This window comes from Escherichia whittamii, assembly GCF_014836715.1.
In the GTDB taxonomy this organism is placed as follows: Bacteria; Pseudomonadota; Gammaproteobacteria; order Enterobacterales; family Enterobacteriaceae; genus Escherichia; species Escherichia whittamii.
The window spans coordinates 344,433-362,763 of sequence record NZ_JACSQI010000003.1 but is presented as its reverse complement, the minus strand read 5'-3'; the positions used below and the strand labels follow the sequence as shown (position 1 = coordinate 362,763).

Annotated in this window: 16 protein-coding genes; 11 read left to right on the top strand and 5 right to left on the bottom strand. The window is 51.8% G+C overall.

Features of this window, described 5'->3' with window-relative positions; genetic code table 11:
- The first annotated feature begins 46 nt into the window (after window positions 1-46).
- From H9644_RS07425 to lptG, 5 genes are read left to right on the top strand one after another with little or no spacing between them, the layout of a single operon-like run.
- Complete coding sequence (locus H9644_RS07425; RefSeq protein WP_191773972.1) at window positions 47-1,399, top strand: lipopolysaccharide biosynthesis protein; 1,353 nt, start codon at window positions 47-49, stop codon at window positions 1,397-1,399.
- On the top strand, window positions 1,396-2,220 hold the full coding sequence (locus tag H9644_RS07420; protein WP_191773970.1) for a hypothetical protein: 825 nt from the start codon (window positions 1,396-1,398) through the stop codon (window positions 2,218-2,220). The genes H9644_RS07425 and H9644_RS07420 overlap by 4 nt, the downstream gene beginning before the upstream one ends.
- An 11-nt stretch (window positions 2,221-2,231) precedes the next feature.
- On the top strand, window positions 2,232-2,789 hold the full coding sequence (locus tag H9644_RS07415; protein WP_191774072.1) for a YtfJ family protein: 558 nt from the start codon (window positions 2,232-2,234) through the stop codon (window positions 2,787-2,789).
- Window positions 2,790-2,819: 30 nt separating this feature from the next.
- Complete coding sequence (gene lptF, locus H9644_RS07410) at window positions 2,820-3,890, top strand: LPS export ABC transporter permease LptF (RefSeq protein WP_191773968.1); 1,071 nt, start codon at window positions 2,820-2,822, stop codon at window positions 3,888-3,890.
- Window positions 3,887-4,966 carry an LPS export ABC transporter permease LptG gene (gene lptG / locus H9644_RS07405; RefSeq protein WP_191773966.1) on the top strand — a complete coding sequence of 360 codons (1,080 nt, stop codon included), beginning with the start codon at window positions 3,887-3,889 and terminating at the stop codon, window positions 4,964-4,966. Before lptF ends, lptG begins: the two co-directional genes overlap by 4 nt.
- Window positions 4,967-5,002: 36 nt before the next feature.
- Here the strand turns inward: lptG and spt are convergent, their stop codons facing one another.
- From spt to H9644_RS07385, 4 genes are read right to left on the bottom strand one after another with little or no spacing between them, the layout of a single operon-like run.
- Window positions 5,003-6,175, bottom strand: coding sequence for a serine palmitoyltransferase (spt, locus tag H9644_RS07400; protein WP_191773964.1), 1,173 nt, complete (start codon window positions 6,173-6,175; stop codon window positions 5,003-5,005).
- Window positions 6,175-6,423: an acyl carrier protein gene (locus H9644_RS07395; RefSeq protein ID WP_001697422.1), complete on the bottom strand. Its 249-nt coding sequence runs from the start codon at window positions 6,421-6,423 to the stop codon at window positions 6,175-6,177. The genes spt and H9644_RS07395 overlap by 1 nt, the downstream gene beginning before the upstream one ends.
- 31 nt (window positions 6,424-6,454) lie before the next feature.
- Window positions 6,455-7,369: an NAD-dependent epimerase/dehydratase family protein gene (locus tag H9644_RS07390; protein ID WP_191773962.1), complete on the bottom strand. Its 915-nt coding sequence runs from the start codon at window positions 7,367-7,369 to the stop codon at window positions 6,455-6,457.
- Window positions 7,366-9,102, bottom strand: coding sequence for a fatty acyl-AMP ligase (locus H9644_RS07385; RefSeq protein WP_225221313.1), 1,737 nt, complete (start codon window positions 9,100-9,102; stop codon window positions 7,366-7,368). Before H9644_RS07385 ends, H9644_RS07390 begins: the two co-directional genes overlap by 4 nt.
- A 370-nt stretch (window positions 9,103-9,472) precedes the next feature.
- Here H9644_RS07385 and yghO point away from each other — a divergent pair, with 370 nt between their 5' ends.
- The gene (yghO, locus tag H9644_RS07380; protein WP_191773960.1) at window positions 9,473-10,615 is read left to right on the top strand and encodes a protein YghO; all 1,143 of its coding nucleotides are present in this window, start codon (window positions 9,473-9,475) and stop codon (window positions 10,613-10,615) included.
- Window positions 10,616-10,692: 77 nt separating this feature from the next.
- On the opposite strand, the gene glcC is transcribed toward yghO, so the two are convergent.
- Window positions 10,693-11,451: a transcriptional regulator GlcC gene (gene glcC, locus H9644_RS07375; protein ID WP_191773958.1), complete on the bottom strand. Its 759-nt coding sequence runs from the start codon at window positions 11,449-11,451 to the stop codon at window positions 10,693-10,695.
- 250 nt (window positions 11,452-11,701) lie between these two features.
- Here glcC and glcD point away from each other — a divergent pair, with 250 nt between their 5' ends.
- Genes glcD through glcB form a run of 5 tightly spaced genes read left to right on the top strand, consistent with a single transcriptional unit; the run spans window position 11,702 to window position 18,089 of the window.
- Window positions 11,702-13,201 carry a glycolate oxidase subunit GlcD gene (glcD, locus tag H9644_RS07370; protein ID WP_191773956.1) on the top strand — a complete coding sequence of 500 codons (1,500 nt, stop codon included), beginning with the start codon at window positions 11,702-11,704 and terminating at the stop codon, window positions 13,199-13,201.
- Window positions 13,201-14,253: a glycolate oxidase subunit GlcE gene (gene glcE / locus H9644_RS07365; protein WP_191773954.1), complete on the top strand. Its 1,053-nt coding sequence runs from the start codon at window positions 13,201-13,203 to the stop codon at window positions 14,251-14,253. The genes glcD and glcE overlap by 1 nt, the downstream gene beginning before the upstream one ends.
- Before the next feature lie 10 nt (window positions 14,254-14,263).
- On the top strand, window positions 14,264-15,487 hold the full coding sequence (glcF, locus tag H9644_RS07360) for a glycolate oxidase subunit GlcF (protein ID WP_064529677.1): 1,224 nt from the start codon (window positions 14,264-14,266) through the stop codon (window positions 15,485-15,487).
- A 4-nt stretch (window positions 15,488-15,491) separates the two neighbouring features.
- Window positions 15,492-15,896 carry a heme-binding protein gene (locus tag H9644_RS07355; protein ID WP_064529678.1) on the top strand — a complete coding sequence of 135 codons (405 nt, stop codon included), beginning with the start codon at window positions 15,492-15,494 and terminating at the stop codon, window positions 15,894-15,896.
- 21 nt (window positions 15,897-15,917) lie between these two features.
- Window positions 15,918-18,089 (top strand): malate synthase G, encoded by a 2,172-nt coding sequence (gene glcB / locus H9644_RS07350; protein WP_191773952.1) that lies wholly within the window; start codon window positions 15,918-15,920, stop codon window positions 18,087-18,089.
- Window positions 18,090-18,331 lie beyond the last annotated feature (242 nt).

Genomic DNA, 18,331 nt, shown 5'->3' with positions numbered 1-18,331 from the left:
GGCTGACGGGATATTTTTAATTTTTCAACGATAAGGTCAGGCTGAATTGGCAGGTTTTAACATCAAACATTGGTTTGCAGATGGAGCCTTTCGCACCATTATTCGTAACAGTGCCTGGTTAGGTTCCAGCAATGTCGTGAGCGCCTTGCTGGGCTTACTGGCGCTTTCGTGCGCCGGTAAAGGGATGACGCCAGCGATGTTTGGCGTGCTTGTCGTCATACAGTCTTATGCCAAGTCGATTAGTGATTTTATTAAGTTTCAGACATGGCAGTTGGTGGTGCAATACGGAACGCCTGCATTAACCAACAATAATCCCCAGCAATTCCGTAATGTCGTCTCATTTTCCTTCTCGCTGGATATCGTCAGCGGTGCGGTGGCGATTGTCGGCGGCATTGCCTTACTGCCATTCCTTTCCCATTCATTAGGTCTGGATGACCAAAGCTTTTGGCTGGCGGCGCTCTATTGCACGCTCATTCCTTCAATGGCTTCCTCCACGCCGACCGGCATTTTGCGTGCGGTAGATCGCTTCGACTTAATTGCTGTACAGCAGGCGACGAAACCTTTTCTGCGTGCAGCGGGCAGCGTAATCGCCTGGTATTTTAACCTTGGCTTTGCCGGATTTGTTATTGCCTGGTACGCATCGAATCTGGTTGGCGGCACCATGTACTGGTGGTTTGCTGCGCGCGAATTACGCCGCAGAAATATCCATAACGCCTTCAAATTGAATCTGTTTGAGTCTGCCCGGCACATCAAAGGCGCGTGGAGTTTTGTCTGGTCAACCAACATTGCCCATTCCATTTGGTCGGCGCGTAATTCATGTAGCACGGTGCTGGTGGGGATCGTATTAGGGCCAGCTGCTGCCGGGTTATTTAAAATCGCCATGACATTCTTCGATGCCGCCGGGACGCCTGCCAGTTTGTTGGGTAAGAGTTTTTACCCTGAAGTCATGCGCTTAGATCCACGAACCACCAGACCGTGGCTTCTTGGCGTGAAGTCTGGATTGCTGGCTGGCGGAATTGGCATTCTGGTGGCGCTGGTCGTATTAATCGTTGGCAAGCCACTTATTTCACTGGTGTTTGGTGTTAAGTATCTCGAAGCGTATGACCTGATCCAGGTGATGCTTGGGGCCATTGTTATTTCGATGCTGGGCTTCCCACAGGAGTCATTATTGCTAATGGCGGGGAAACAGCGTGCTTTTCTCGTGGCGCAAACCATCGCCTCTATCGGCTATATCGTGTTGCTGTTTATGTTCTGCCATATGTTTGGCGTGCTGGGGGCCGCATTTGCTTACTTCGGTGGGCAATGTCTGGATGTGGTGCTCTCGTTAATTCCGACATTAAAGGCGTTCTTTCAACGCCATTTATTGGCCTATAACGTAGTGGGAGAAAAATCCCAATGATGAAAAAATATTTTCCACTTGAGGTCAGTGAGCGTTTATTTGTCGCGGTCGAAGAAGATGATGTTGTTGACGCTCAAGTTAGCTTACCGCCAACGATCGCACTACGTTGTTCATCGGAAATTATTCATGATAATTATGCATTATGCCTGAGATTCTGGTTGGACGGAGTCAATCGCAAGGCGTTACTCAACCTGACCCTGAAGCAAGCAAAAGGTGACTCTCTTACCGACGAAGAACGCAAACAGTATAAATACATGCGTGCTCGCTATAAGCATTTGCGTTTTGCGCAACGGCTGTATTTAAAGAAGCATCAGGCTGGTTTTTTATTTGGCAAAACGACCGTTTTTCTGGGGCGTTTTCAGGATGGTTTTCGTAACGATAAGAAAAATATTGTGTCGTATTACGGCAGCCTGTTACGTGTTTATTTGAGTTCCCCTGTCTGGTGGCTGGTGAACTATTCATTACGCCATAGCCAGCTAGAAAGCGTTAACGGTTTTATCGCTTATCGCCAGAAGCAAATGCACATCCTGAAAGCGATTATTGCTAAACCGCAGCTAACCGGCAGGGAATTTCATGATGTGCGAAAAATCATCAGTCAGCAGGTTTCTTATTACGACACTCTAAGATCGATTGATCCCGAAAATACAGAGGCGTTACAGATTTCCCGCTTCCTGGCGGCCATTAATGGCCTGATGGGGGATAAGCACGACGACATGGTGGCGGATGATTTGGAAAACCGCCAGTCGTATGATGCGCCGGTGGCACTCGACAGCGATATTCGTCAGCGCTTAGAACTGCTGATTTCGCGTTTTCCGCTATAACCGGAGTAATGATGCCCTCTCGTCTGCTTACTGCGCTGATATTTTTACTCTTCCCGTTCGGTGCTACTGCGCACAATTTCGTCATCGGAAAACCGGTCACACCTGTTTATATTCAGGACGGTGGCGAATTACTGCTCAAAAATGACGAGATTTACTATCAAAAGTGGAACAGCACGCAACTGAAGGGAAAAGTCCGCATTATTCAGTATATCGCCGGGCGAAAGTCAGCGAAGAAGAAGAACTCACTGTTAATCAAAGCAGTAGAAGCAGCAAACTTTCCTCAGGAGCGTTTTCAGCCCACCACCATTGTGAACACCGATGATGCCATCTTCGGCACCGGCTATTTTGTGACAGGTAAAATTGAAAAAAATAAACGTCGCTATCCGTGGGCGCAATTCGTAATCGACGGCAGCGGTCTGGGGCGCGCTGCCTGGCAACTGCCGGAACAGAGTTCAACCATTCTGGTGCTGAATAAATACGGGCAAATTCAGTGGACGAAGGATGGCAGTCTGACGCCAGAAGAGGTTGATCATGTTATTACGCTGGCGCAGAAGCTGATCAATGAATAAAAAACTCAAAGGATTGAAGGCGTTAGTGAGATGAAGCTGGTTGAACACTACATCATGCGTGGTACGCGCCGTCTGGTGCTGATTATCGTCGGTTTTCTGATCTTTATTTTCGCCAGCTACTCCGCACAGCGTTATCTGACCGAAGCGGCAAATGGGACGTTAGCTCTTGATGTTGTGCTGGATATCGTTTTCTACAAGGTGCTGATTGCACTGGAGATGTTGTTACCTGTTGGCCTGTATGTGTCGGTTGGCGTGACGCTTGGGCAGATGTATACCGACTCGGAAATTACCGCTATCTCTGCGGCGGGCGCCAGTCCGACACGTTTGTACAAAGCCGTTCTTTATCTGGCGATACCGTTAAGTATTTTTGTCACCCTTCTGTCGATGTATGGCCGTCCCTGGGCTTATGCGCAGATTTATCAACTGGAGCAACAGTCGCAGTCGGAGCTGGATGTTCGCCAGTTGCGGGCAAAGAAATTTAATACTAACGATAACGGGCGAATGATCCTTTCGCAGACGGTGGATCAAGACAATAATCGCCTGACTGACGCGCTGATTTACACCTCTACCGCCAATCGAACCCGCATTTTCCGCGCCCGTTCGCTTGATGTGGTTGACTCATCACCCGAGAAACCTACCGTTATGTTGCATAACGGGACCGCTTATCTTCTCGATCATCAGGGTAGTGACGACAACGAACAGATCTACCGTAATCTGCAATTACATCTGAATCCGCTGGATCAAAGCCCTAATATCAAACGCAAAGCGAAATCGGTCGCGGAACTGGCGCGCTCAGTCTTTCCTGCCGATCATGCCGAACTGCAATGGCGACAAAGTCGTGGTCTGACTGCGTTATTGATGGCTCTGTTGGCCATCTCTTTAAGTCGGGTAAAACCGCGCCAGGGGCGATTTTCTACGTTACTGCCACTGACGTTGCTGTTTATTGCCATTTTTTATGGCGGCGATGTTTGCCGTACGCTGGTGGCTAACGGCGCGATTCCTCTTATACCGGGCTTGTGGTTGATACCCGGGGTGATGTTGATCGGCTTGCTGCTGCTCATCGCCCGCGACTTCTCTTTGTTGCAGAAATACTTTCGATGAATATTTTTAGTCGCTACTTGATACGTCACGTATTTCTCGGGTTTACGGCTGCGGCTGGATTACTGCTTCCGCTTTTCACTACGTTTAACCTGATTAACGAACTGGATGATGTCAGTCCCGGCGGTTATCGCTGGACCCAGGCGGTGATGGTAGTGTTGATGACCTTGCCGCGTACGCTTATCGATCTTGGACCGTTTATCGCCTTATTAGGCGGGATTGTTGGTCTTGGACAGATGTCGAAGAACAGTGAACTTACCGCCATTCGCACCACAGGTTTTTCCATTTTTCGTATTGCGATGGTGGTGTTGGTCGCTGGTATTCTGTGGGCTGTTTCGTTAGGCGCGATTGATGAGTGGGTAGCGTCGCCATTGCAGCAACAGGCGCTGCAACTCAAATCGACCGCCACCGCGTTAGGGGAAGATGATGACATTACTGGCAATATGCTGTGGGCCAGACGCGGCAATGAATTTGTGACGGTGAAATCGCTAAACGAACAGGGCCAGCCGGTGGGGGTGGAGATTTTTCATTACCGTGACGATCTCTCGCTCGAATCCTACATTTACGCGCGTAGTGCCACTATTGAAGACGATAAAACGTGGATCCTGCATGGTGTGAATCATAAAAAATGGCTGAACGGCAAAGAAACGTTGGAAACATTAGATAATCTTGCCTGGAAATCGACATTCACCAGTATGAATCTTGAAGAACTGTCGATGCCGGGCAATAGCTTTTCCGTTCGTCAGCTCAACCATTACATCAATTACTTGCAGGAAACTGGACAACCGAGCAGTGAGTATCGCCTGGCATTATGGGAAAAGCTGGGGAATCCTATTTTAACGCTGGCGATGATTTTACTGGCAGTGCCTTTTACCTTTAGCGCCCCGCGCTCGCCGGGGATGGGCAGCCGTCTTGCTGTGGGCGTCATCGTTGGCTTACTTACCTGGATAAGCTACCAAATCATGGTCAATCTGGGATTGTTATTTGCGCTGAGTGCGCCCGTTACTGCACTCGGTTTACCTATAGCATTTGTACTGGTGGCGTTGATTCTGGTGTATCTATTTGATAGGCAAAATTAAACCCGCCATGACGTTTAACACCATGGCGGGGCAATATTATTGCTTCAGGGTAGCGAACGCCTGAATGATGGCATCAATTTGCTCGCGACTGTGGGCAGCGTTAACGCTACAGCGCAGTAGCGTCATGCCCGCTGGCGCGGCAGGTGGCAGGATAAGGTTCACATACACGCCCAGCGAAATAAGCTCACGCCAGATGCGTAAACCTTCCTCTTTCGAGCCGATTATTACCGGCACTACCGGACTAATATGTGAGCTTAATTCGTAACCCAATTTTTGTAGCCCGTCATACAGATGGTTGGCATTATCCATCAGTTTTTGCCGCAACTCTGGTTGAGTGGCAATGGTTCTTAACGATGAGCGCACGGTTGCAATGCAGGAAGGAGAAGGAGAGGCGGTAAAAATATACGGACGGCTGCCGTAGCGCAGCACTTCCATCGCTTCCGAACCCACGGCAAAACCACCAATAGAGGCCAGGCTTTTACTGAAGGTGCCAACGATAATATCCACATCATCTTCAACGCCAACGGCTTCAACCAGCCCGCGGCCCGTTGCGCCTAACACGCCAAACGAGTGAGCTTCATCGACAATTAAATATCCGCCGAGACGACGTTTGATATCAACAATTTCGGCCAGCGGCGCAACGTCACCGAGCATACTGTAGATGCCCTCAACGATGATAATCGCCTCTTTCGCCCGTTCACCGAGGCGAACCATGCGACGTTCCAGATCGTTGGCGTCATTATGGCGGAAACGAATAATCTCCGCGCCGCCGAGAGAACAGGCGTCATAAATACTGGCGTGGCTGTCGGCATCCAACAACACCACGGCGTTATGGTCGGCAAGTGCGCTGATGACGCCTAAATTAGCGGTATAACCGGTTGAAAAAACGATAGCACCAGGACGATTGAAAAACTCTGCAATCTCTTTCTCTAAGGCCAGATGCGGCGCATAACTGCCATTAGCCATACGTGAACCGGTGGTGCCGGTGCCTTGTGTCGCTAACGCTGCCTGACCATCGGCGATGGCATCATGATTGAAGGTTAAACCGAGATAATTATTGGTCCCGGCCAGGATCACTTTTTTATTACCGATACGGCCTTCGGTGGCGGAATACACTTCATCAATACAGGTGCCAAACGGCGTTAACCCGTTATCGCTAAATTGCAGGCGCTCGCCCGCAAGACGCGCATATTTATCGTATAGCCCCATTATTTATTCTCCAGCCATGGAAGTAGTGTTTCCATTAATTGCACAGGAGTTTTGACATCCAGCAGAATATTAATAGGAATGGAAATATCAAATCTGTCTTCCAGCATCATTAAAAGATCCATCACTTTAATCGACTCCAGGCCGAGATCGTTGACGAGATCGCTGTCAGGCTTAATTTCCACACCGTTTTCGACCAAATCCTGTAAACAGGAAAGGATGTAATCCATTACTATTTCACGATTTACCATAGAAACGTTAACACACCTTTTAACAAGACAATCAAAATAGCCCGTTGCGTAATGCGTGTTCCAGGCTAATCCCGGGAAACCAATTAATATCTTCAGAAATACGGTTATTACTTGCCGACCAGTCGATATGGGTTAATTCACCCAATTTCGAGCGGGTGAGCATGGGTTCTTTACCTGCCAGGCGACTTAACGCGGTACTGATATCCGCAAGGCAGGTGAGCAACGGCAGAGGAACGCCGACCATCCGCACGGAACCACGACGGGCGGCGGCGGCAAGCTGTTGCACACGCTGCCAGTCATAGCCTCCGGCGACGCCATCACATAATTCATACGTTTGCGTTTGTACAGTTTCGGCGCTTAACCACTGACCTACCGCCTGAGCGAAATCGGTAACGTGCAGGAAAGAGAGCTGCGTATCTGGTGCGCCAGGCCGTGGCAGCAGACCGCGGAGCATCCAGTCAAACAGGGGTTTTAACTCTTTATCGCCAGGGCCATAGACTGCGGTTGGGCGAAAAACGCCCAGCGTAATTTCGTTCGTCATTGCTGCCAGTCGTTGTTCGGCGACGTGTTTGGATTTTGCATACCAGGAGAGTTGGGGATGGCGCGCCGCCAGCGAAGAGATAAAAAGAAAACGTTGGCAAAAGCCGCTCTCTTTTGCCGCCTGCATCAGGCGCAGACTGCCGTCAACGTTACAGCGAGTAAAGACATCCTCTTTGTGTCCGCGTACTTGCCCGGCGCAATGGACCACAGCACCGGCACCAGCAACCAGCTCGCTAAGTGAATGCGTATCTTCCAGCGAACCGCGCACCCAGGTAACGTTATCGTTATGGTGAGCACGGGGAGTACGCGTTAATGCGCGGACGTGAAAGTCACGGGCGAGCAGATTATCGATAATATATTTACCGATAAACCCGGTAGCGCCCGTCACCGCGACCGTTTGATTCATTGCGCAAAACCTGCGAGGGATTTCTGCACATGAAGATTAGCGGCATAGGCCTTCTGATAACGTTTTTTCGCTTCTGCGCGGGCAGGTTTACCGGAAGATGTGCGCGGAATACTGTGTGGTGGTAACAAGTCGATAGCCGCCGAAACGCCAAATTCGCTTTGTATCCGCGCCGCCAGAGAGTGGATAAGCTGGGTGCGACGTTCTTCGTCGCTGATCCGACACTGGATCTGCAAAATGATTTTTTCCTGAGCGGTAACAAAAGCAATGGCATCGCCAGAATGAATTTCCGGTTCCTGTTCCGCAATGTATTCAATATCTTGCGGCCAGATATTGCGGCCACGAATAATAATCAGATCTTTAATACGCCCAGTGACATAGAGGTAACCGTCCAGCAGATAACCGAGGTCGCTGGTATCTAACCAGCCCGTCGCCGCGATATCGTCCTGCGAGGTCTGGTCGCCAAAATAGCCGCTCATTAGGCTGGGACCAGAAATGCAAATATGGCCCACTACGCGTTCTGCTACTGGCAGGCCCGCTTCATTACGAATTTCAATGCCATGTTCTGGCAACGTTTTACCGCAGTTGACGAAAGTCGATACGGCGCGTGTTTCAGCACCCGGTGCGACGGCTTTACCCTGATATTCGAGGATGTCGCGATCCACTTCGTTAACCACAACCCCGGAGGCTTCATCGGAGAAGCTGACGGCCAGCGCGTTCTCTGCCAGTCCGTAGCAGGGCATAAAGGTTTTATCGTTAAAATTAACCTGACGGAAACATTCAGCAAATTGATGGAGTTGTTCTGCGGAGATAGGTTCTGCGCCAATACCAGCGACGCGCCAGCAGGAGAGTTCCAGTTCAGCGAGATCTTTTTCATTCACGCGGCGCTGACACAATTCATAGCCAAACGGCGGCGCGACGGAAACAGTGCCGCGATTTTTACTGATCAATTTAAGCCATTGCAGCGGGCGCATGGCGAAATCCTGGGTACGTAAATAATCCACGGAAAGCTGCGTGGCGACAGGTGTCAGGAGAAAACCGACCAGCCCCATATCATGGTAGAAGGGCAGCCAGGAGACGCAACGGTCACCAGGGCGTAATTTAATGCCATCGTGGCTTATGGCGCGTAGATTAGCCATCACTTCGCGGTGAGTGATGATAACGCCACGGGGAAAACGGGTGCTGCCAGAGGTGTACTGGAGGTAGGCGATATCGTCTGGAACCGGACGCTGGAGTGCAACATCAGCTTCCGGTAACGCCTTAAACCAGGCGTGGCTTAAAACATGTAATTCGGGGTTGTTGTTATGCGTCGCGGCATTGACCAGTGGCAACCATTCATCGCCAGTAATTATCGCGGCTGGTTGGCAGCTTGCCAGTAAACCTTGCAGTTTGGTGCTCCAGGAATCCCGCTGACCGACGCCCATTGGAATCGCCAATGGCACAGCAACTAATCCTGCATACTGGCAGGCAAAAAATGCCTCGACAAACCCGCTACTGGTTTCGGCAATCAGCGCCACGCGATCGCCTTTTTTCAGGTTCAGCGATAGCAGTCGCTTTGCTCCTGTTTCGGCGCGCGCTTTTAGTGTCTGATATTCCAATTTTTCTTCAAGTTGGCAACGCCTGTCATAAAAACTCATTTCGGCGCTTCCCAGCGCGGCATAGTCCAAAGCATCAACCAGCGTTGGAAAATCGGCATAGCGCATAGGTAGGGAATGCGTAAAAATTTTATTGGACATATACACCACGAAAAAATTGGATATCAAAAATAAAGTGACAATAATGCGGTGGATTATATATGCATAAAAGATAAATGAGATAGTATTTTCATTGGTGTGATATTGAACATTGATTTAAATAATAGGTTTGGCTTTGTTGTTTTTATTGTGAATGATATTTAATTTATGAATATATTAAGAAGAAACCTTGTCCGGTCGCCTTAAATCGACAAAAGGCATTGAGGCGCTTCTGTGTAGTCTCTGACCTTACCGTAATCATTAATAAATACTATTTATTCGTCGTTTGTATTCATTGGGTTGATTATTAAGGTGCCGTTCGTTGCTGTTGCAACCTGTTTGTCACCGTTAATTATTTGTTACCCACAGAACTATGGAATGCGATCTGCTGATGATTAAAATTGAAAAAGTAATTAATAAAAATGACCTTAAGGCATTTATCGCTTTTCCGTCATCACTTTATCCCGACGATCCAAACTGGATACCCCCTTTATTCATTGAACGCAACGAGCATTTGTCTGCGAAAAATCCGGGGACGGACCATATTATCTGGCAGGCGTGGGTGGCGAAAAAAGCAGGGCGGGTAGTAGGGCGCATTACTGCGCAAATCGATACCTTGCATCGTGAACGTTACGGCGAAGATACCGGTCATTTCGGCATGATTGATGCCATTGATGATTCGCAGGTTTTTGCCGCTTTGTTTGGCGCAGCGGAAGCATGGTTGAAGTCACAAGGTGCAAGTAAGATCAGCGGGCCTTTCAGCCTGAATATCAATCAGGAAAGCGGATTACTGATTGAAGGTTTTGACACGCCTCCCAGCGCGATGATGCCGCACGGTAAACCGTGGTATGCCGCGCATATCGAACAGTTGGGTTATCACAAAGGCATTGATTTACTGGCGTGGTGGATGCAGCGAACCGATCTCACTTTCTCTCCGGCGCTAAAAAAACTGATGGAACAGGTGCGCAAAAAGGTGACCATTCGCTGTATTAATCGCCAGCGGTTCGCCGAAGAAATGCAGATTCTGCGTGAGATTTTCAACTCTGGCTGGCAGCACAACTGGGGATTTGTGCCGTTTACCGAACGCGAATTTGCAATCATGGGCGATCAACTTAAGTATCTGGTGCCGGACGATATGATCTACATCGCCGAGATTGATTCTGCTCCCTGCGCGTTTATTGTCGGCTTGCCGAACATCAACGAGGCGATTGCCGATCTGAACGGATCGCTCTTTCCCTTTGGCTGGGCAAAATTGCTGTGGCGCTTAAAAGTCAGCGGTATGCGAACCGCACGAGTGCCGCTGATGGGCGTGCGTGACGAGTATCAGTTTAGCCGCATCGGCCCGGTGATCGCGCTGTTGCTGATTGAAGCCTTACGCGATCCCTTTGCCCGCCGGAAGATTGATGCGCTGGAAATGTCATGGATCCTCGAAACCAATACCGGCATGAATAACATGCTGGAACGCATTGGGGCGGAGCCGTACAAGCGTTACCGATTGTATGAAAAGCAGATTTAACGGCAGATCCCATTAAGCGCACGGATAGTCTCCTGGCCTCGGGGAGAGGGGGAAAAACAGCTCATATTTCCCCACCACTACTTCATCTCCAGCGGCACCGCCGAGCGAATCAAATGGTGGCCTTCCAGTTCGATATCGTGGAGATTCTTTTTCACGGTCATCACGTGATCGCGGGCGGCGCGCTGGGCGACGTGCGGCAGGCGCTGCAAAACCGCGTTATAGATCCGCGCATGCTGGCGATCGATCTGTTTCTTCTGCTGTGGTCGATGGTAGAGATTATTTACGCTGGCAAACACCGAATTAAACATCAGATCAGTCAATGATTGCAGCGTAAACACCAGCACCTGATTGTGGGAAGCCTGACAAATCGCGAGATGGAAAGCGTGATCCAACTGCGCATGTTCGATCAGCGAAATCTCTTTGTTGTTCTCACTGGCGGCGAGCATTTTTTCATAACAGCGAGTTATCAAGACAAAATCAGCCTGGGTTCCCAGCGTAGCCGCCAACCTTGCCGATTCGCCTTCCAGCAATGCGCGAACGTCGAGTAGATCGTACAGCGTTCGTGGCTGCGTGCTGAACAGATGGATCAGCGGGCTGGTGTCCTGCACTCTATTAAGCCTCGCTACTCGGGAATCACGCCCCTGCGCCGTTTCAATAATCCCGCGTCCGCGCAGCACGGTCAGCCCTTCACGCAATGCGGAACGCGAGAAGCCGAGCTTTTCACACAGCCGACGTTCCGAAGGAAGCGGCTGGCCGACCTTCAGCACGCCGTCGATAATTAGCCGTTCGATACTCTCTGCAACCACTTCGCAAATAGGGCGACGCTCATCTTTCATTCCCGGACCTCGTGCACAGGTAGGACCAATTTTTCTGTTCTTAATTCGCGAAACACGTACATCACGTAAGTGATTATGTTACATCAATTTAACATTGAGTTAACCAATGCGAAGTCACAGAGATGGAAAAAAAATGGTCTGACCGGTAGCTAAAGAGATAGACGAAAACAAAAAGCCCGCTTAATAACTGTTCACAGAAGCAGCGCGCAAAAATCAGCTGCCACACAACACAACAAAGCGAACCCTACTCATGAGCATCTTGTACGAAGAGCGTCTTGATGGCGCTTTACCCGATGTCGACCGCACATCGGTACTGATGGCACTGCGTGAGCATGTCCCTGGACTGGAGATCCTGCATACCGATGAGGAGATCACTCCTTACGAATGTGACGGGTTGAGCGCGTATCGCACGCGTCCATTACTGGTTGTTCTGCCTAAGCAGATGGAACAGGTGACGGCGATTCTGGCTGTTTGCCACCGTCTGCGTGTACCGGTGGTGACCCGTGGTGCAGGCACCGGGCTTTCTGGCGGCGCGCTGCCGCTGGAAAAAGGTGTGTTGTTGGTGATGGCGCGCTTTAAAGAGATCCTCGACATTAACCCCATTGGGCGCCGTGCGCGCGTGCAACCGGGCGTGCGTAACCTGGCGATCTCCCAGGCCGTAGCGCCGCATAATCTCTATTACGCGCCGGATCCTTCCTCACAAATCGCCTGTTCCATTGGCGGCAACGTGGCGGAAAATGCCGGAGGCGTCCACTGCCTGAAGTATGGGCTTACCGTACATAACCTGCTGAAAATTGAAGTGCAAACGCTGGAAGGCGAGGCGCTGACGCTGGGATCGGACGCGCTGGATTCGCCAGGTTTTGACCTGCTGGCGCTGTTTACTGGATCGGAAGGCATGCTCGGCGTGACCACCGAAGTGACGGTAAAACTGCTGCCGAAGCCGCCCGTGGCGCGCGTGTTGTTAGCCAGCTTTGACTCGGTAGAAAAAGCCGGACTCGCCGTCGGTGACATCATCGCCAATGGCATTATCCCCGGAGGGCTGGAGATGATGGATAACCTGTCGATCCGCGCGGCGGAAGATTTTATTCATGCCGGTTATCCCGTCGATGCCGAAGCGATTTTATTGTGTGAGCTGGACGGCGTGGAGTCTGATGTACAGGAAGACTGCGAGCGAGTTAACGACATCTTACTGAAAGCGGGCGCGACTGACGTCCGTCTGGCGCAGGATGAAGCGGAGCGCGTACGTTTCTGGGCTGGCCGCAAAAACGCCTTCCCGGCAGTGGGGCGCATTTCCCCGGATTACTACTGTATGGACGGCACCATCCCACGCCGCGCGCTGCCTGGCGTACTGGAAGGCATTGCCCGTTTATCGCAGCAATATGATTTACGCGTTGCCAACGTCTTTCATGCCGGAGACGGCAACATGCACCCGTTAATCCTTTTCGATGCCAACGAACCTGGCGAATTTGCCCGCGCAGAAGCGCTGGGCGGGAAGATCCTCGAGCTTTGCGTCGAAGTGGGCGGCAGCATTAGTGGGGAGCATGGCATCGGACGGGAAAAAATTAATCAAATGTGTGCCCAGTTCAACAGCGATGAAATCACTACCTTCCATGCAGTTAAGGCGGCGTTTGATCCGGATGGTTTGCTGAACCCAGGGAAAAACATTCCCACACTGCACCGCTGCGCTGAATTTGGTGCCATGCACGTGCATCACGGTCATTTACCTTTCCCTGAACTGGAGCGTTTCTGATGCTACGCGAGTGCGATTACAGCCAGGCGCTGCTGGAGCAGGTGAATCAGGCGATTAGCGATAAAACGCCGCTGGTAATTCAAGGCAGCAATAGCAAAGCCTTTTTAGGTCGCCCTGTCACCGGGCAAACGCTGGATGTGCGTTGTCATCGCGGCATTGTTAATTACGACCCGACGGAGCTGGTGATCACCGCGCGTGCCGGAACACCGCTGGTGGCGATTGAAGCTGCGCTGGAGAGCGCCGGGCAAATGCTGCCCTGCGAGCCGCCACATTATGGTGAAGAAGCCACCTGGGGCGGGATGGTCGCCTGCGGGCTGGCGGGGCCGCGTCGCCCGTGGAGCGGATCGGTACGCGATTTTGTCCTCGGTACGCGCATCATTACCGGCACTGGAAAACATCTGCGCTTTGGCGGCGAAGTGATGAAAAACGTCGCCGGATACGATCTCTCGCGGTTAATGGCCGGAAGCTACGGTTGTCTTGGCGTACTCACTGAAATCTCAATGAAAGTGTTGCCGCGACCGCGCGCCACCCTGAGCCTGCGTCGGGAAATCAGCCTGCAAGAAGCCATGAGTGAAATTGCCCAGTGGCAACTCCAGCCACTTCCCATTAGCGGCTTATGTTATTTCGACAACGCCTTGTGGCTCCGCCTTGAAGGCGGTGAAGGATCGGTAAAAGCGGCGCGTGAACTGCTGGGTGGCGAAGAGGTTGCGGGTCAGTTCTGGCAGCAATTGCGTGAACAACAACTGCCGTTCTTCTCGTTACCTGGTACTTTATGGCGTATTTCACTCCCCACCGATTCGCCGATGTTGGATTTACCCGGCGAGCAACTGCTCGACTGGGGCGGGGCGTTACGCTGGCTGAAATCGACAGCCGATGACAATCAAATCCATCGTATCGCCAGCAACGCTGGCGGACATGCTACCCGTTTTAGTGCCGGAGATGGCGGCTTTGCCCCGCTACCGACTCCTTTATTCCGCTATCACCAGCAGCTTAAACAGCAGCTCGATCCTTGCGGCGTGTTTAACCCCGGTCGCATGTACGCGGAACTTTGAGGAGCAGGCTATGCAAACCCGATTAACCGAAGAGATGCGCCAGAACGCGCGGGCGCTGGAAGCCGACAGCATCCTGCGCGCCTGTGTCCACTGCGGATTTTGTACCGCAACCTGCCCAACTTATCAGCTTTTGGGCGATGAACTGGACGGGCCGCGCGGGCGCATCTATCTGATTAAACAGGTGCTGGAAGGCAACGAAGTCACGCTTAAAACGCAGGAGCATCTCGATCGCTGTCTCACTTGCCGTAATTGTGAAACCACCTGTCCTTCTGGTGTGCGCTATCACACTCTGCTGGATATCGGGCGTGATATTGTCGAGCAGAAAGTGAAACGTCCACTGCCGGAGCGAATGCTGCGCGAAGGGCTGCGTCAGGTGGTGCCGCGTCCGGCGATCTTTCGCGCATTGACGCAGGTAGGGCTGGTGCTGCGACCACTGCTGCCGGAACAGATAAAAGCAAAACTGCCCGCTGAAACCGTGAAAGCCAAACCGCGTCCACCGCTGCGCCATAAGCGTCTGGTTTTAATGCTGGAAGGCTGCGCCCAGCCTACGCTTTCGCCCAACACTAACGCGGCAACCGCGCGGGTGTTGGATCGTCTGGGGATCAGCGTCACGCCTGCCAGCGAAGCGGGCTGTTGCGGCGCGGTGGACTATCATCTTAATGCGCAAGCAAAAGGGCTAGCGCGCGCGCGAAATAATATCGATGCCTGGTGGCCAGCGATTGAAGCGGGGGCCGAGGCGATTTTGCAAACCGCCAGCGGTTGCGGCGCGTTCGTCAAAGAGTACGGGCAGATGCTGAAAAACGATGCGCTGTATGCCGATAAAGCGCGTCAGGTCAGCAAGCTGGCGGTCGATTTAGTCGAACTTTTGCGTGAGGAGCCGCTGGAAACGCTGGCGATTCGCGGTGATAAAAAACTGGCCTTTCACTGCCCGTGCACTCTGCAACATGCGCAAAAGCTGAATGGCGAAGTAGAAAAAGTGTTACTGCGGCTGGGATTTACCTTAACCGACGTTCCCGACAGCCATCTGTGCTGCGGATCGGCGGGAACATATGCGTTAACGCATCCCGATCTGGCGCGCCAGCTACGGGATAACAAAATGAATGCGCTGGAAAGCGGCAAACCGGAAATGATCGTCACCGCCAATATCGGGTGCCAGACGCATCTGGCGAGCGCCGGTCGTACCTCTGTGCGTCACTGGATTGAAATTGTAGAACAAGCCCTTGAAAAGGAATAACAAAATGAAAACTAAAGTCATTCTTAGCCAGCAAATGGCGAGTGCAATTATTGCCGCAGGTCAGGAAGAGGCGCAAAAAAATAACTGGTCTGTCTCCATTGCTGTTGCTGATGACGGCGGTCATCTGCTGGCATTGAGTCGCATGGACGATTGCGCACCGATAGCGGCCTATATCTCCCAGGAGAAAGCACGTACCGCCGCGCTGGGGCGCCGCGAAACCAAGGGCTATGAAGAGATGGTAAATAATGGACGCGCGGCATTTGTGACTGCGCCGTTACTTACGTCGCTGGAAGGCGGCGTACCGGTTGTTGTTGATGGACAAATTATTGGTGCCGTGGGCGTTTCTGGTTTAACCGGAGCACAGGATGCGCAGGTCGCGAAAGCGGCAGCAGCGGTGTTGGCGAAATAAGCGAAAACGAGGAGATAAACAATGAGTCAAACCATAACCCAGGGCCGTTTACGCATTGACGCCGACTTTAAACGTTTTGTGGATGAAGAAGTTTTACCGGGCGTGGAACTGGACGCTGCCGCGTTCTGGCGCAATTTTGATGAGATAGTTCACGATCTGGCGCCAGAAAATCGTCAATTACTGGCAGAACGCGATCGCATTCAGGCTGCGCTTGACGAGTGGCATCGCAGCAATCCGGGGCCGGTAAAAGACAAAGCGGCTTATAAATCTTTCCTGCGTGAACTGGGCTATCTCGTACCGCAGCCGGACCACGTTACGGTGGAAACCACGGGGATCGACAGTGAAATTACCCATCAGGCGGGGCCACAGCTGGTGGTTCCGGCGATGAACGCCCGTTACGCGCTGAACGCGGCGAACGCTCGCTGGGGGTCACTGTATGACGCGCTATACGGCAGCGACATCATCCCGCAGGAAGGGGCGATGGTCAGCGGCTACGATCCGCAGCGCGGTGAACAGGTTATTCGTTGGGTTCGTCGCTTCCTCGATGAATCACTACCGCTGGAAAATGGCAGCTATCAGGATGTGGCGACGTTTAAGGTGGTCGACAAACAATTACGCATCCAGTTGAAAAATGGCACAGAAACCACGTTACGTACTCCGGCGCAGTTTGTCGGTTACCGTGGCGATGCCGCTGCGCCGACCTGCATTTTGCTGAAAAATAATGGTCTGCATATTGAACTGCAAATTGATGCCAACGGGCGGATTGGCAAAGACGATCCGGCGCATATTAACGACGTAATCGTCGAAGCCGCCATCAGTACCATTCTCGACTGTGAAGACTCGGTCGCGGCGGTTGATGCGGAAGATAAAATCCTGCTGTACCGCAACCTGCTGGGCCTGATGCAGGGGACTCTGCAAGAGAAAATGGAGAAAAACGGTCGGCAGATCGTGCGTAAACTGAATGACGATCGTCAGTACACCGCCGCCGATGGCTCTGAAATTTCTCTGCACGGACGCTCGCTGCTGTTTATCCGTAACGTAGGTCATTTGATGACCATTCCCGTAATTTGGGACAGCGAAGGCAATGAAATTCCGGAAGGGATCCTTGATGGCGTCATGACTGGCGCGATTGCCCTCTACGACTTAAAAGTGCAGAAAAACTCGCGCACCGGCAGCGTCTACATTGTGAAACCGAAAATGCACGGTCCGCAGGAAGTGGCGTTCGCCAACAAACTGTTTACTCGCATTGAGACAATGCTCGGTATGGCGCCGAACACCCTGAAAATGGGCATTATGGATGAAGAACGCCGGACCTCGCTGAACTTACGTAGCTGTATCGCTCAGGCGAGCAACCGCGTGGCGTTTATCAACACCGGCTTCCTCGACCGTACTGGCGATGAAATGCATTCGGTGATGGAAGCTGGGCCAATGCTGCGTAAAAACCAGATGAAATCGACGCCGTGGATCAAAGCCTACGAGCGCAACAACGTGCTCTCCGGCCTGTTCTGCGGGCTGCGTGGCAAAGCGCAAATCGGTAAAGGAATGTGGGCAATGCCGGACCTGATGGCAGACATGTACAGCCAGAAGGGCGATCAGTTACGTGCCGGGGCGAACACGGCCTGGGTTCCGTCACCAACCGCGGCTACGCTGCATGCGCTGCATTACCACCAAACCAACGTGCAGAGCGTGCAAGCTAACATTGCTCAGACCGAGTTCAATGCTGAATTTGAACCGCTGCTGGACGATTTGCTGACCATTCCGGTTGCTGAAAACGCTAACTGGTCGGCGCAAGAGATCCAACAAGAGCTGGATAACAACGTGCAGGGAATTCTGGGCTACGTGGTGCGCTGGGTCGAGCAGGGGATTGGTTGTTCAAAAGTGCCGGATATTCACAACGTGGCGCTGATGGAAGACCGCGCAACGCTGCGCATCTCCAGCCAGCATATTGCCAACTGGTTACGCCACGGCATTCTGACTAAAGAACAGGTGCAGGCGTCGCTGGAGAATATGGCGAAGGTGGTTGATCAGCAAAACGCTGGCGATCCGGCGTATCGTCCGATGGTGGGGAATTTCGCTAACTCGTGTGCGTTTAAAGCCGCCAGCGATTTAATCTTCCTCGGTGTGAAACAGCCAAACGGTTATACCGAACCGTTATTACACGCCTGGCGTTTACGCGAAAAAGAAAGTCATTAATAGCGTCAAAAAAAGCCCCGGCAAGTTTTATTGTCGGGGCTATTATAGTAACTGCGGTAGTACATTTATCCCGGAAATAACCGGAGCGATTATCAGGGTTTAACAAAATTAAATACCCGTAGCGCATTACTAGCGGGCCTAAAACAACAATATGGACATCTTAACGATACTCTGCGCCTGCGTGTGCGGAACAGAAACCCTTACCCGATATACTTGTTATGCCAGAGGTAGCAATTGCGTTA

Bases quoted from the DNA above. Each gene is read 5' to 3' on its own strand.
- H9644_RS07420 (WP_191773970.1), top strand. From the start codon at position 1,396: ATGATGAAAAAATATTTTCCACTTGAGGTCAGTGAGCGTTTATTTGTC.
- H9644_RS07415 (WP_191774072.1), top strand. From the start codon at position 2,232: ATGCCCTCTCGTCTGCTTACTGCGCTGATATTTTTACTCTTCCCGTTC.
- lptF (WP_191773968.1), top strand. From the start codon at position 2,820: ATGAAGCTGGTTGAACACTACATCATGCGTGGTACGCGCCGTCTGGTG.
- lptG (WP_191773966.1), top strand. From the start codon at position 3,887: ATGAATATTTTTAGTCGCTACTTGATACGTCACGTATTTCTCGGGTTT.
- spt (WP_191773964.1), bottom strand. From the start codon at position 6,175: ATGGGGCTATACGATAAATATGCGCGTCTTGCGGGCGAGCGCCTGCAA.
- H9644_RS07395 (WP_001697422.1), bottom strand. From the start codon at position 6,423: ATGGTAAATCGTGAAATAGTAATGGATTACATCCTTTCCTGTTTACAG.
- H9644_RS07390 (WP_191773962.1), bottom strand. From the start codon at position 7,369: ATGAATCAAACGGTCGCGGTGACGGGCGCTACCGGGTTTATCGGTAAA.
- H9644_RS07385 (WP_225221313.1), bottom strand. From the start codon at position 9,102: ATGTCCAATAAAATTTTTACGCATTCCCTACCTATGCGCTATGCCGAT.
- yghO (WP_191773960.1), top strand. From the start codon at position 9,473: ATGGAATGCGATCTGCTGATGATTAAAATTGAAAAAGTAATTAATAAA.
- glcC (WP_191773958.1), bottom strand. From the start codon at position 11,451: ATGAAAGATGAGCGTCGCCCTATTTGCGAAGTGGTTGCAGAGAGTATC.
- glcD (WP_191773956.1), top strand. From the start codon at position 11,702: ATGAGCATCTTGTACGAAGAGCGTCTTGATGGCGCTTTACCCGATGTC.
- glcE (WP_191773954.1), top strand. From the start codon at position 13,201: ATGCTACGCGAGTGCGATTACAGCCAGGCGCTGCTGGAGCAGGTGAAT.
- glcF (WP_064529677.1), top strand. From the start codon at position 14,264: ATGCAAACCCGATTAACCGAAGAGATGCGCCAGAACGCGCGGGCGCTG.
- H9644_RS07355 (WP_064529678.1), top strand. From the start codon at position 15,492: ATGAAAACTAAAGTCATTCTTAGCCAGCAAATGGCGAGTGCAATTATT.
- glcB (WP_191773952.1), top strand. From the start codon at position 15,918: ATGAGTCAAACCATAACCCAGGGCCGTTTACGCATTGACGCCGACTTT.